The sequence below is a fragment of the Agrobacterium sp. 10MFCol1.1 genome (assembly GCF_000381165.1).
Taxonomy (GTDB): domain Bacteria; phylum Pseudomonadota; class Alphaproteobacteria; order Rhizobiales; family Rhizobiaceae; genus Agrobacterium; species Agrobacterium tumefaciens.
Window position 1 is genome coordinate 87,760 of the sequence record NZ_KB906080.1, and the last position, 13,022, is coordinate 100,781.

General features: G+C 59.5%; 14 protein-coding genes. 6 read left to right on the forward strand and 8 right to left on the reverse strand.

Going from position 1 to position 13,022, the window contains the following annotated elements; translation table 11 throughout:
- Positions 1 to 86 precede the first annotated feature (86 nt).
- Genes F617_RS0120465 through F617_RS0120475 form a run of 3 tightly spaced genes read left to right on the forward strand, consistent with a single transcriptional unit; the run spans position 87 to position 981 of the window.
- Positions 87 to 338 carry a GlsB/YeaQ/YmgE family stress response membrane protein gene (locus tag F617_RS0120465; protein WP_004431872.1) on the forward strand — a complete coding sequence of 84 codons (252 nt, stop codon included), beginning with the start codon at positions 87 to 89 and terminating at the stop codon, positions 336 to 338.
- Positions 339 to 350: 12 nt separating this feature from the next.
- Positions 351 to 770, forward strand: a complete 420-nt coding sequence (locus F617_RS0120470; protein WP_004431862.1) for a DUF3597 domain-containing protein — start codon at positions 351 to 353, stop codon at positions 768 to 770.
- A 22-nt stretch (positions 771 to 792) separates the two neighbouring features.
- Complete coding sequence (locus F617_RS0120475; RefSeq protein WP_004431853.1) at positions 793 to 981, forward strand: hypothetical protein; 189 nt, start codon at positions 793 to 795, stop codon at positions 979 to 981.
- 87 nt (positions 982 to 1,068) lie between these two features.
- Here F617_RS0120475 and cydX read toward each other — a convergent pair whose 3' ends face one another.
- From cydX to F617_RS0120510, 7 genes are all read right to left on the reverse strand, one after another.
- Entirely contained in the window at positions 1,069 to 1,191 is a 123-nt protein-coding gene (gene cydX / locus F617_RS0120480; RefSeq protein WP_019566527.1) for a cytochrome bd-I oxidase subunit CydX, read from the reverse strand.
- Between the two features lie 27 nt (positions 1,192 to 1,218).
- Positions 1,219 to 2,376, reverse strand: a complete 1,158-nt coding sequence (gene cydB / locus F617_RS0120485) for a cytochrome d ubiquinol oxidase subunit II (RefSeq protein ID WP_004431850.1) — start codon at positions 2,374 to 2,376, stop codon at positions 1,219 to 1,221.
- A 6-nt stretch (positions 2,377 to 2,382) separates the two neighbouring features.
- Positions 2,383 to 3,960 (reverse strand): cytochrome ubiquinol oxidase subunit I, encoded by a 1,578-nt coding sequence (locus tag F617_RS0120490; RefSeq protein WP_004431849.1) that lies wholly within the window; start codon positions 3,958 to 3,960, stop codon positions 2,383 to 2,385.
- Positions 3,961 to 4,029: 69 nt separating this feature from the next.
- A complete protein-coding gene (cydC, locus tag F617_RS0120495; RefSeq protein ID WP_019566528.1) occupies positions 4,030 to 5,721 on the reverse strand; it encodes a thiol reductant ABC exporter subunit CydC in 1,692 nt (563 codons plus the stop codon).
- Positions 5,718 to 7,502, reverse strand: coding sequence for a thiol reductant ABC exporter subunit CydD (cydD, locus tag F617_RS0120500; RefSeq protein ID WP_019566529.1), 1,785 nt, complete (start codon positions 7,500 to 7,502; stop codon positions 5,718 to 5,720). Before cydD ends, cydC begins: the two co-directional genes overlap by 4 nt.
- A gap of 17 nt (positions 7,503 to 7,519) precedes the next feature.
- Positions 7,520 to 8,095 carry a GbsR/MarR family transcriptional regulator gene (locus F617_RS0120505; RefSeq protein ID WP_013762080.1) on the reverse strand — a complete coding sequence of 192 codons (576 nt, stop codon included), beginning with the start codon at positions 8,093 to 8,095 and terminating at the stop codon, positions 7,520 to 7,522.
- Between the two features lie 290 nt (positions 8,096 to 8,385).
- Positions 8,386 to 9,417 (reverse strand): L-idonate 5-dehydrogenase, encoded by a 1,032-nt coding sequence (locus F617_RS0120510; protein WP_004431840.1) that lies wholly within the window; start codon positions 9,415 to 9,417, stop codon positions 8,386 to 8,388.
- A gap of 220 nt (positions 9,418 to 9,637) precedes the next feature.
- On the opposite strand from F617_RS0120510, the gene F617_RS0120515 reads away from it, so the two are divergent.
- The 3 genes from F617_RS0120515 (at position 9,638) to F617_RS0120530 (ending at position 12,486) form a co-directional block, all read left to right on the forward strand.
- The gene (locus tag F617_RS0120515; RefSeq protein WP_025595224.1) at positions 9,638 to 10,393 is read left to right on the forward strand and encodes an SDR family oxidoreductase; all 756 of its coding nucleotides are present in this window, start codon (positions 9,638 to 9,640) and stop codon (positions 10,391 to 10,393) included.
- Between the two features lie 43 nt (positions 10,394 to 10,436).
- Positions 10,437 to 11,330, forward strand: a complete 894-nt coding sequence (locus F617_RS0120520) for an NAD(P)-dependent oxidoreductase (RefSeq protein WP_004431829.1) — start codon at positions 10,437 to 10,439, stop codon at positions 11,328 to 11,330.
- 154 nt (positions 11,331 to 11,484) lie between these two features.
- Positions 11,485 to 12,486: an aldose epimerase gene (locus F617_RS0120530; protein ID WP_019566532.1), complete on the forward strand. Its 1,002-nt coding sequence runs from the start codon at positions 11,485 to 11,487 to the stop codon at positions 12,484 to 12,486.
- A gap of 20 nt (positions 12,487 to 12,506) precedes the next feature.
- On the opposite strand, the gene F617_RS0120535 is transcribed toward F617_RS0120530, so the two are convergent.
- Positions 12,507 to 12,968 carry an Lrp/AsnC family transcriptional regulator gene (locus F617_RS0120535; protein WP_003498392.1) on the reverse strand — a complete coding sequence of 154 codons (462 nt, stop codon included), beginning with the start codon at positions 12,966 to 12,968 and terminating at the stop codon, positions 12,507 to 12,509.
- Between the last annotated feature and the right edge of the window lie 54 nt (positions 12,969 to 13,022).

Below are 13,022 nucleotides of genomic sequence, written 5' to 3' on the forward strand. Positions count from 1 at the left end.
GCCTGGGGTCAAGAGGCGGGGGGATCAGTGCGCGCAAAAGCCTGTCCATATGCCTGCGGACCTCTCTCACAAAGGAAAGGCCTGTTATGGAAGACGCACAAATCGGCTGGATTGCAGCAATCATCATCGGCGGCGTAGCCGGTTGGCTTGCCGAACAGTTCATGAAAAGCAACATGGGTCTTTTCATGAACATAATTCTCGGCATCGTTGGCGCCATCGTCGCCAATTTCCTGCTTGGGCTTGTGGGCATTTCGCTCGGAGGCTGGATTGGATACCTTATCGCCGGTTTCATCGGCGCATGCATTCTCATTGCCATCGGGCGCGCATTTCGCCGATAGAGGGAGGACACAATGAGCTTTTTCGACAAGATCAAGAACGCGATTTTTGGCAAGGCAGAGGCTGCACCGCAGACTTCGGCGCCAGCTGGCGCGCCCACGACAGGCGCAAGCCCGGCCGCTCCGGCTCAGCCAGCAGCACCAGCACCGACAGCCGCTGCTCCGGCATCCACCGGCAGCGTCGATGTCGCCTCCATTCTGGACGCGGCGGTCAAGCAGAACGGGCAGAAACTCGACTGGAAACATTCGATCGTCGATCTTCTGAAAGCGCTCGATCTGGACAGCAGCCTAACCGCTCGCAAGGAACTGGCAAGCGAACTCGGCTATACCGGTGATACCTCGGACTCAGCCACAATGAACATCTGGTTGCACAAGGCTGTCATCAAGAAGCTGTCTGAAAACGGCGGCAAGGTTCCGGCAGAACTTCTGCATTGAACCAGTGACCGGGAGAACCGCGATGGACGACTATTCAAACTTGCGAGAGCAGATCGGCCAGGACCTCGACACCCTGCACAGGACAGAGAATCCGAAATCGATTTTCGAGATTGCCGACGACTATCTTCTGGGAAACCCAAATCTGAAGAGAGCGCTGGTCGAAGACATCATCAAGGAAGAAGCGGACAAGCGCGGCATCGCGATCCACTGAAACCGCGCGTGTCAATCGCGGCGATTTCTACAAGAAGGGCGGCATCCAGATAGGACGCCGCCCTTTTTTGCCCCGTGCCCCGAAGCGTTATTTGTCCGGCTTGGCCCCGGCCTTTCTGGCGTTTTCTTCCATCAGCTCATACCACATGGCGTTCATGACGGCGAAAATAGCGGCGAGAGGCAGGCCGAGCAGCCAGGCGAAATACCACATGTTCGATCTCCTTGTATTTGTTCGATATTAATAAGCGTGGCCGCTGTCTTCACGGATCGCCTTTTCATCCACCTTGCCCCACAGCACGCGATAGACCCATGAGGTGTAAGCGACGATGATGGGGATGAAAATGAGGGCGACGACCAGCATGATGAACAGCGTCATATGGCTCGACGATGCGTCCCAGACCGTCAGGCTCGATTTCGGATCGATCGAAGAGGGCAGGATGAAGGGAAACATCGTCAGACCGACCGTCGAGATGATGCCGAATATGGCAAGCGAACTGGAAAGCAGCGCCAGCACCTCACGCCCGCCCCTTAACAACAGGAAGGCGACGAGCGGGAAGGCAAGACCGAGCGCCGGTGCCAGCATCATCCATGGATGGGCCGCGTAATTCGCAAACCAGACGCCGCTTGCAACCTCGACCGTCTTTGACAACGGATTGGACGGACCGTCGGTCACGACTTCCGAGGTGAAGCGATACCCGTCGATACCGAGCCACAACAATACGCCACCAAGCGCAAAGAGAACTGTGGTGGCAAGTGCTGCAATGCTGCCGAAACTGCGGGCACGCGCAGCGACCGGCCCTTCGGTCTTCAGCACCAGCCAGGCCGCACCATGCATCACCAGCATGCAAACGGAAACGAGGCCGCAAAGGATTGCGTAAGGGTTGAGAAGCTCGAACAAAGTCGTGCCGTCGTAAAAAATCCTGAGGTCATCGTTGAAGCGGAAGGGTACGCCCTGCAGCACATTGCCGATCGCCACACCGAAAATCAGGGCGGGAACAAAGCCACCGACAAACAGCGCCCAATCCCAGGTATTGCGCCATGTCGTACTCTCGCGCTTGGAGCGGTATTTGAACCCCACCGGCCGCAGGATCAGCGCAAATAGTGTGGCGAACATCGCCAGGTAAAAACCTGAAAACGACACCGCATAAAGCGGCGGCCACGCGGCGAAGATGGCGCCGCCACCAAGGATGAGCCAGACCTGATTGCCTTCCCATACCGGGCCGATGGAATTGATGACGACACGCCGCTCGAGATCCGTTTTCGCGACGAAAGGCAGCAGCGCGCCCGTGCCAAGATCGAAACCGCCGGTCACGGCAAAACCGATCAGCACCACGCCAAGCAGCAGCCACCAGATGACGCGGAGGACTTCGTAGTCGATGAGTTGATGCAATATCATGATCGTTTACTCCGCAGCGACGAGTTTTTCAGGAACGAGCGGCGCTTCCGGCTCGTGATCCGGATCCGGCCCCTTGCGGATCGCCTTCAGCATCAGCCCCATTTCGACGATGAACAGCACCGTATAGATGGCGATGAAGCAGAGAAGCGTAATCAGAACCGTTGAAGCGCTGAGGCTGGAGACGGCGGCGGCCGTCGGCAGCACGCCTTCGATGATCCATGGCTGACGGCCGAATTCCGCGACCACCCAGCCCATTTCCGCAGCAATCCACGGCAGCGGAATGGCGAAGACGGCCACCTTCAGCAAGAACGGATAGTGATCCAGCCGGCGGCGGGCGGAGAGATAAAAGAAGGTTGCCGTCAACAGGATGAAGAATATGCCGAGACCGACCATGATGCGGAACGCCCAGAACAGCGTCGGCACATGCGGGATGGTATCGGCGGCGGCCTTGGCAATCTGCTCCTCCGTCGCCTGGCGCGGATCGTCGACATAACGTTTCAGCAACAGGGCGTAACCAAGCTCGTGGCCGAGCTCCGCAAAGGTGCCACGCACCTCTTCGGGCAGTTCCGCGCCCTTGCCGGTGGCACGTATCTGCATCAGCGCATCATAGGCCTTGATGCCATCGCGGATGCGGGTCTTTGCGAGTTCCACCAGATCGTTGATGCCGGGGATTTCCGTGTCCAGCGAGCGCGTGCCGATAAGGCCCATCACCCACGGAATTTTCACGGCGAAATGCGTCTCGCGGGCTTCCTGATCAGGAAAACCGATGGCAGTAAAGGGGGCGGGTGCCGGTTCCGTTTCCCACATGGCTTCGATCGAGGCGAGCTTCATCTTCTGGTGTTCGGTCGAAAGATAACCGCTTTCATCACCCAGCACGACGACCGACAGTGCAGCAGCCAGGCCGAAAGAAGCTGCAACCGTCATAGACCGCTTGGCGAGATCGACATGGCGGCCTTTCAGCACGTACCAGGCGGAAACGCCGAGCACGAAGATGGAGGCAGTGACATAACCCGCAGAAACCGTGTGCACGAACTTCGCCTGGGCGACCGGGTTCATCAGCACCGCGAAGAAATCCGTCACCTCCATGCGCATGGTCTGGGGGTTGAAAGCCGATCCCGTCGGGTTCTGCATCCAGCCATTGGCAATCAATATCCACAACGCCGAGAAGTTCGAGCCGATCGCCACGCACCATGTTGCGATGAGATGGCCGAGCTTGGACAGCTTGTCCCAGCCGAAAAAGAACAGACCGACGAAGGTGGCTTCCAGAAAGAAAGCCATCATTCCTTCGATCGCCAGCGGCGCACCGAAGATATCGCCGACATAGTGGCTGTAATAACTCCAGTTCATGCCGAACTGGAATTCCATGACGATGCCGGTGGAAACACCAAGCACGAAGTTGATGCCGAACAATGTACCCCAGAATTTCGTCATCTGCCGCCAGATGGTGCGGCCGGTCATGACATAGACCGTTTCCATGATGGCGATCACCACGGACAGTCCGATCGTCAGGGGAACGAATAGAAAGTGATATAAAGCGGTAACAGCGAATTGCAGGCGCGATAGCGCCACGATGTCGAGTTCCATGTTTTTACCCCACCTTTCAGGAAAGGCCGGCCTTCTGTTACGAAACGGCGCCGGCCCTGAAAAAATCACTCAGTCCGGACGCAATGTTTGCAGCATTACGTCGTATTCCGGGGTGCCGCTTTGACATTGATCAAGTTGGCGCCCCTCTCTCAGCACGATGATGCGATCGGCAAATTCCGCCTCACGGCGATTGTGGGTTATCATCACGACAGTCTTGCCTTCCGCCCTCGCAAACAGCCGGCCGAGCACGTCACGGGCGGTTTCGCCGTCCAGCCCTTCCGTCACCTCGTCGAGAAGCCAGAGTGGTTTGTCGCGTAGAAGGAAACGGGCAAGGGCGAGCCGTCGTGACTGACCGCCGGATAGACCCTGCCCCGCCTCGCCAAGTCTCGTATCCAGCCCTGCGGCGAGGGTTTTGACATGCTCGCCAAGGCCTGCCGATTGAAGGGCATCCCACAGTTCACGCTCGGTCGCGGCAGGTTTTGCCAGCCTCAGATTATCAGCGATGCTGTCTCGAAAAAGCTGACTTCTCTGCGTCATGAGCGAGCAAGGCAAAGCGCTGACCCTGCCCGCCGCCGGTTGCACTTCACCAGCCAGAAGCTGGATGAGGCTGGTCTTGCCCGCACCGCTCGGCCCGATAATCGCAATCGTCTCTCCGGCGGCGATTGCAAGGTTGATATTCGTCAGGACAGGATTTTCGTTCCCATCCCGCTCCAGCCGCACACCATCCAGCTCAGCCACCAGGCCCATGGCAGGCACGCGCGGACAGTTGGCGGCTGCTTCAGCGGAAAGACGCGGCGCAATGCGTCTTGCCGAAAAAAGCGTGCGCCCGAGTTCCATTGCTCCACGGCGCAGCGCCGTGAAGGGCTCCAGCGCGGCGAAACAGACAAGCAGGCCGAGGGCGGCAGTCGGCGCGGTCACAACGTCCTGCTCCGCAAGCCAGGCCATGCCGAGGAGAGCCGCACTCAAAAGAACCGCCGCTGAGATGCCGAATGAAAAACCGGCATTGGTTTCGATCCGGTTCAAGCGGTCATCGCAGGCGAGCAGATAATTGTCGGCCCGTTCAATCGCCGCAACCTGCGCGGAGAGACGGGCAGTCGTGAGCAATTCCACCTGTCCGTTGACCAAGTCCGCCGTGCGGGCACGAAGCGCTTCAAGCCCGATTGCCCGGCGACGCGCAAATTTTTCCGCCGTCAACGCCGAGCGCACTGAAATGCCAAGACCCACCGCAATGAGGAAGAGAGCAACCAGAACGCCCGCAAGCGGATTGAGGAGGGCAAGACCGATGCCTGTTGCGATTGCGGCGAGGATTGCGACGGCGGCGGGTACCAGCACGCGCAGATAAAGCGAATCCAGCGCGTCGATATCCGCAGTCAGCCGGTTCAGCAGGCGGGCGGGCCTCGCCTCCAGATGTTTCGCCGCCTGCGGTGCGGCAAAGCCACGAAACAGCTTTTCGCGAAGCGCTGCAAGCACGGACAGCGTCGCCTCATGGGTGGTCATGCGTTCGCCATAACGGGCAGCGGTGCGTGACAACGCCAGCAGACGGATGGCCGCCGATGGCGCAAAGACGTCGAAAGCATAGGCCGTCGCGGGGACCAGACCGGCAATCGCGGTCGCAGTAATGAACCAACCGGAAACGCCGAGAAGGCCTATACCCGCCAGCACCGTCGTTGCTGCCAGAACCGCGCCAACGAGCAGCATGCCGCGACGCGCCGACCAGAACAGGGAAATGACAGGTTTCAATATGGCAAAACGCGCGATCATGACTGCCCCCTCGAATGGATCGTCGTCATATCCACGACCCTGTCCATACGCGCGGCGAGCACAGGATCATGGGTTGCGACGATCAATGTCTTGCCCTTTTCGAGTTGCAGCAGGTTTTCAGTGACGAGCGCAGCCGTCTCCCGGTCAAGATGCGCTGTCGGCTCATCGACCAGAACAAGCTGCGTCGCAGGATCTGCGAAAGCACGCGCAATGGCGAGGCGCACCGCCTCCCCGCCCGAAATACCGTAGCCGCCGTCTCCTATAGGCAGATGCCGGCGTGCTTTCGACAATGCATCCAGCCTGGTGCAGCGCAGCGCCTCATCAACCATGCCTTCGCTGACACCGGCGCGGCCAAAGCGAATGTTCGCCTTCAGGGAACCGGCAAAAAAGAACGGCTTCTGGCTGACCCAGCCGATTGTCTTGCGCAGTCCATCGGCAGTCGCATTACCAAGCGTTACGCCCCCGATCCCTATAGTACCGCCGTCAGCCTCGGCCAAGCCGGCAATCAAGGAGAGTACAGTGGATTTACCACAACCGGAAGGCCCAAGAATCGCAACTGTCTCGCCTGACTGGACCGTAAGATTTAGATTCCGAATGACAGGCGGAGCATTCGGATAGGCGAAGGAGAGATTAGCCAACTCCACCAGACCGGGCGTTGGAAAAGGGGCCATTGCGACCTCCTTACCCTCACCCACGATGGCTTTGCCAGCCCGCGTCAATGTGTCGAGCGCGCCCAGCGCCGCCTCGCCGGCTGCGCGGTCGTGCCAGACGGCGGACAACTCCCGCAGCGGTTCGAAAAAGGCAGGCGCCAGAAGCAGGATGAACAGCCCCTCGGCAAGTGTCAGCTTCTCGCCCCACGCGCCGAAATCGAGAAAACCGAGCAGATGGAAACCGATATAAACGGCGGTCATGGCAACGCCGAGGGCAGCGAAAAGCTCCAGCACCGCCGAGGACAGAAAGGCGATCCGCAGGACAGCCATCGTCCGCTTCTTGAGGTTCTCTGCGTCCGTCCGCAGGCGTCCAGCGGTCAGATCAACGGCTTCCAGGACGCGGATCGTTTCCAGGCCACGCAGGCGATCGAGCAGGAAAGCATTCATGTTGCCGGTCTCGGCCAGCTGCTTTTCACTGGCAGCCTTCGCCTGCCAGCCGATCAGCGCCATGAAAAGCGGGATAGTGGGCATGGAAAGCAGCAGAACAAGCGCCGCAATCCAGGTAAATGGCAGGATTGTCAGCACGAAAACCAAGGGGACAATGGTAGCTTTCATCCGCGCAGGCTGGAACCTGGAGAGATAAGGTACCAGCGCTTCGGCTGCCTCCGCGATAACGCTTGCCGCCTCGCCGGAGGCCGTGCGCGCCAGATCAAGCGGCGACACCTCCGCAACGGCATGAAGCGCTTGCAGCCGCCGCCGCGAAAGGGCGGCACGCGCGGCGCGAAACGACAGTCTCGCGGCAACTTTTTCCAGCCATGCCTTGATGAGACCGAGAATGAGAACAGCCACGGCCGCCGGCAGGATCGCCGTCATCGGCGCACCGTCGGCAATGTTTCCGACCGAAAATGCAAGCAAACCCGCCTGCGGCAACCAGAGCAGAGCCGGCAGGACATGCAGCAGGGCGACCGATCTTCCTACCGCGGGTGCCTTCGCGATTTCCGCCATACCGACACCCTTGTCATTGGTGGATTTACCGAAGAAGCGCCGCCGCGCCTTATCGGGAGACACCGCCGCTGGAACTGGACAGTCTGCATCATCGCCATTGGCGGATTGCCGGATTTCTGCGGACATGCTCACGGACGATCTCCTCACCTGTCCTTCTTGGCACGGGGTCTGGCAAGAGAGACGATCTTGTCCTTGGCCTCCAGAAGCTTCGTGACCTTCGAGCCGAGTGCCAGAAGCGAAGCCAACCGCTCCGTCTCCAGCTTCTTCACATCGTCATACCAGCCGGTGAGCTGCTCGATCAGCGTTTTCATCTCATCGATGCGCTTCTGCGCATGCCGCTCCTCTTCGTTTTCCGGCTTCTCCATCAGGATTTCACGAAGCACGCTGAGTGTCGGGTCGATCTCGCGCTTCTTGCGCTCTTCGGCAAGGGTGCGCAGAATTTGCCACACATCCTCCGGCGTCGTGAAAAAATCGCGCCGGTCGCCGGGGAAATGCTTGAGAATTGCAAGGTTCCACGCCTGAAGCTCCTTCAGGCTCATCGACACATTGGAACGGGAAATGCCGAGCGACTCGACAATGTCGTCCGCGCAGAGCGGCTTCGGCGAGATGTAAAGCAAAGCATAGACCTGGCCGACCGTGCGGTTGATGCCCCAGCGGCTGCCCATCTCGCCGAAATGCAGCACGAAGGACTGAACGAGCGGAGAAAGATTGGTGGGCATTTCTTTGCTTCCTGTATTTTCAGTAATTTCTGAAATTTCGATAAAGCAAAAAATGGCAAGCGGCAAATCACCTTTTTGACCTGCGTCAATATGTGCAAATCAGAAGAGGCCGCGTCTGCCGGGGATCAGGGCTGCGCCCTTTGGCACACTTTCCCGGCCCGCGACGCACGAAATGATATCGATAACATCAAAGACGTCATGTTGTAGATGGAAGCGCGCGCGTGAAAAATCGGCGGGGATTAATCCACCGCCGATCAAGACGTCGACAAACCGGCGTGCGCAACAGGCGCTTACGAAAAAGCGATCTGCACCTTCATGGCGCGGCTGCGGTCGGAGGCAAATTCGAAGGCCGAGATGGCGTCATCGAGGTCCACCGTCTGGGTGATGAACGGCTTGACGTCGATCAGGCCTTTGCGCATCAGTTCGACGCCCGTCGCGAATTCCTCGTGGAACCGGAAAGAGCCGCGCAGATCGAGTTCCTTGGCAGTAATCGCCATCATCGGCAGGCTCATATCGCCACCAAGGCCAAGCTGGACGATGATGCCGCGCGGACGCAACGCCGTAATCCCGCCCGCAAGTGCAACGGCGGCACCGGAGCATTCATAGAGAACGTCGAAGGTTCCCTTGTTCGCGCCGTACGCCGCCAGCGCATCAGGCTCATCCTTGCTGTTTATGACGCGGTCCGCGCCCGCTTCCCGCGCCTTGGCAAGCGTGAAGTCCGAAAGATCGGTCGCGACGATTTCAGCGGCACCGGCACGGCGGGCAGACAGGATGGAGAGAATGCCGATGGGGCCGCAGCCGGTGACGAGCACGCGTTTTCCGAGCAAATCGCCGGCGCGGCGGGTGGCATGCAGCGTTACCGCCAGCGGTTCCGCCATAGCTGCCTCACCGGCACTCAAACCGTCGGCCGGAACGCATTGCAGGGCATCCGCGATGAGAACCTCGCGGAAAGCGCCCTGAATATGCGGAAACGGCATGGCGCTGCCATAAAAGCGCATGTTGAGGCACTGATTGTGCAGGCCTTCCTGGCAAAAGCGGCAGGTCCTGCACGGACGGGACGGCGAAACCGCGACCAGACCGCCAACCTTCAGCCCCTCGACGCCCTCGCCCAGCTCCTCAACAATGGCGGAGACCTCATGTCCCAGCACCATTGGTTCGCGAAGCCGTACCGCGCCGAAACCGCCGTGATTGTAATAGTGAAGATCGCTGCCGCAAATCCCGCCCCGAGCCAGACGAAGACGCACTTCTCCTGCCCCCGGCGCCTCCTCCGGCCGCTCCTCGATGCGCACATCCTTTGCCCCGTGGGCGACAATCGCTCTCATAAATATCTCCCGTTCGATATCGCGCCTTAAACGGCGCAACAAAATAATCCCTATCCCAATCATTGCCGCCGGCCGCGTCTCCGCCGCCCTGCAGCCTCCCCGCGCGCATGTTGCGTACCGGAAACAGGCGTTTAAGCCTTGACATCCACGTCTGAAAGGGATGAATGTTATCGATAACATAAACCGGCATGAAAGCAATGTCGAGAGACTGGAGGAAACAGTGGGCCTTAATTTGTTCGATCTTTCCGGCCGCCGCGCCCTGATCACCGGCTCGTCGCAGGGCATCGGTTTTGCGCTGGCGCAGGGCCTGGTGGAGGCGGGAGCCGAAGTGGTGCTGAACGGCCGCGACGAGGCAAAGCTGAAAGCAGCCGCCGCAGGAATCAAGGGTGCCAAGACGCTCGCCTTCGATGCCACCGATCATGATGCGGTGCGCAAGGCCATCGACGGTTTCGAGGCGGAAGTCGGCCCCATCGATATTCTGGTCAACAATGCCGGCATGCAGCACCGCACACCGCTGGAGGATTTTCCGGCCGACGCCTTCGAGCGCCTGTTACAGACAAACATCGCCTCGGTGTTCCACGCAGGGCAAGCCGTCGCGCGTCATATGATCAGCCGTGGACGTGGCAAGATCATCAACATCGCCAGCGTCCAGACCGCTCTTGCCCGCCCCGGTATCGCGCCGTACACCGCCACCAAGGGCGCCGTCGGCAATCTGACGAAGGGCATGGCGACGGACTGGGCGAAATATGGCCTGCAGTGCAACGCCATTGCGCCGGGCTATTTCGACACGCCGCTCAACGCGGCCCTGGTGGCAGACGAGACGTTTTCAGCATGGCTTGAAAAACGCACGCCGGCCGGCCGCTGGGGCAAGGTCGAAGAGCTTGTCGGCGCCTGCATTTTCCTGTCGTCCGATGCCTCGTCTTTCGTGAACGGACATATTCTTTACGTCGACGGCGGCATTACCGCCTCGCTTTAAAGAAGCCGTAACCACGACGCTTTGGGAGGAGACCGTGAGCACCATGACCGAGAAGAACAAAATCGCCCTCATCGGCGCTGGCGCGATGGGCGGCGCGATCGGTACGCGGCTGATCGAGACCGGCAATCACCTGACGGTTTTCGATCTGGACGCGGAAAAGGTGGCGGCTTTGACCAGCCTTGGTGCGCATAGCGCCGAGACGGCGGCGCAAGCGGCTTCGGTCTCCGATGTCGTGATCCTCAGCCTCAATTCGCCGAAAATCGTCCGCGCCGCCGTTTTCGGCAAAGATGGCGTGGCGGCGGGGGCCAGGCCCGGCACGCTGATCATCGACATGTCCTCCATCGATCCGGAAGCGACAAAAGAACTGGCGGCGGATGCGGCTGAAAAAGGGCTGCGCTGGGTGGACAGCCCGCTTTCCGGCGGCGCGCCGAAGGCACTCGTCGGGCAACTGACCCTGATGGCCGGCGGCACCGAAAAGGATGTGGCCGATGCCCATCGCGTGCTGCGGCACGTGGCCAGCAACTACACCCATATGGGTCCAAGCGGGGCCGGCCAGACGACGAAGCTCATCAATCAGGTTCTTTGCGGGCTGAACTTCCTTGCCGTAGCGGAAGCAACGCAGCTTGCGCTGGATGCCGGCGTCGATGCCGCCAAAATTCCGCAGGCGCTGAAAGGCGGCCGCGCCGACAGCGCAATCCTTCAGGAATATATGCCACGTTACGTGGCGAAGGATTACCGCCGGACTGGCCGCATCGACAATATGGTCAAGGACCTGAACGGCGCGCAGGATCTGGCTCGACGCACCAACACGGCCATGCCGCTGACGGCGGTTTGCGCCGAGGTGCACCGCATGCTGACAGCAGCGGGACTTGGCGGCGAGGATCAGGCCGCCCTAATGGAATTTTTCACCGGCGCGAAACGCACCTTCACGGAATGATTTGCGCCAAGGCCAGGGCAATAACACCTTAGAGGCCAAGCTGACGCGAGGTCATTAAGGTGTGCCACCGTCATAGCCATTGCGAAATGTCTCCGCAGCGAAGATGATCGGGCGAATCGGCGGCGCAATCGGCCCGACGGCCGCAGACGCTTGCATGAAGGACAATTTCCCGATGACCACTTCCGCAACAGGCACGGGGATTGCCAGCCTGACCGTTTCCGGAAACGGCTTCAGCGCCGAGATCGCTTATGAGGGCGCTACCCTTCTGAGCTGGCGGCCACGACTTGCCGATGGCAATGAAAAAAACCTTGTCGACGGCTATTCGTCGCTTCAGGAATTGCAGTCGCAGAACGGCGTGAGAAACGGTATTCTCGCTCCCTTCTCCAATCGCATTCCTCAGGGCCAATTTAAATTTGGCGGGGAGATGCACCGTATCGAGCCGGTGCTTGCCCACGAAGGCCTTGTCTTCCACGGATTTGCCCGTGCCCTGCCCTTCGCCCTCGACCGGTCTTTCGAGGAAAACGACGCGCACATTATCGTCTTTCGTGCCGAGATATTGCCGGCCGAATTCAAGGGCTATCCCTACCATCTCGCCATCGAGGTGGAATACCGGTTTGCCGGCCATGCGGTTACCATCGATATACGCGGCATCAATGGCGACGACCGGCCTTTACCCTTCGCGGCCGGCTGGCATCCCTATTTCCGTCTGCCCGGCATATCCTCCATCGACGATCTCCTTCTCACCCTACCGTCGCGAACAGCGATCGAAACGGACGAGAATTTGATACCACTCACCGACAGTGAGACGGGCATTCTCAAACGGGACGATGCAGCGTTTCTTTCTGCCGCGCCGCTCGCAGGCCATGTGCTGGATGTCTGCTTTACCGATCTGATCCCATCCGCAAACGGGCTTTACGAGACTAGGATCGAAAACCGCAACGATGATTCGAGCCTGACCGTTTGGCAGGAGCGCGGCCACATGCATGTCTTTACCGGCGATACGCTTGCCCGCGACAGGCGAAAATCCATCGCGCTCGAACCTGTGGAAACACCGACAAACGCCTTCAACCAGCCGCAACTTGAAGCGGACATTACCCTTCAACCGGGTGAGACCCGAAGTTTCCGCTTTGGTTTCCGTTTTGAAGCCGGGCGCTGAAAAAAGACCAAATATTGCGATCAGATATGCGTCGTCGGGAGTGAAGACGACAGCTTGACCGTCTCCATGGAGATATAGGCGGACATGTCGTAAAGCTCGACCCGCCGGAGGATCTGTTTGTAGATGGTGTCGTAATATTCGACATTTGGCAGCACGAGTTTCAGAATATAATCGAAATTGCCGGTCAGCCGGTGCACCTCGACGATCTCCGGTATCGTGCTGACGGCGGCGTGGAACCGGTCCAGCCAGTCCTCCGCATGCAGGCCGGTTCTAACGAGCAGGAAAACCGTGGTCGGCAGGTTGATTTTCCGCCGGTCGAGCAGCGCCATCGTGCCGGTCACATATCCTTCCGCACGCAGACGCGTGATACGGCGGGAACAGGCGGAAAGCGATAACGACACCTCATCCGCGATATCGGCGAGAGGTGTTTCTGCATTCTCCTGGAGAATCGCAAGGATTCGGCGGTCACGGTCGTCAATCATTGCTTCAGAATGCATCAGTTAACGTAGTGGCGCAAGAAATTTGCGAGCTGAGCA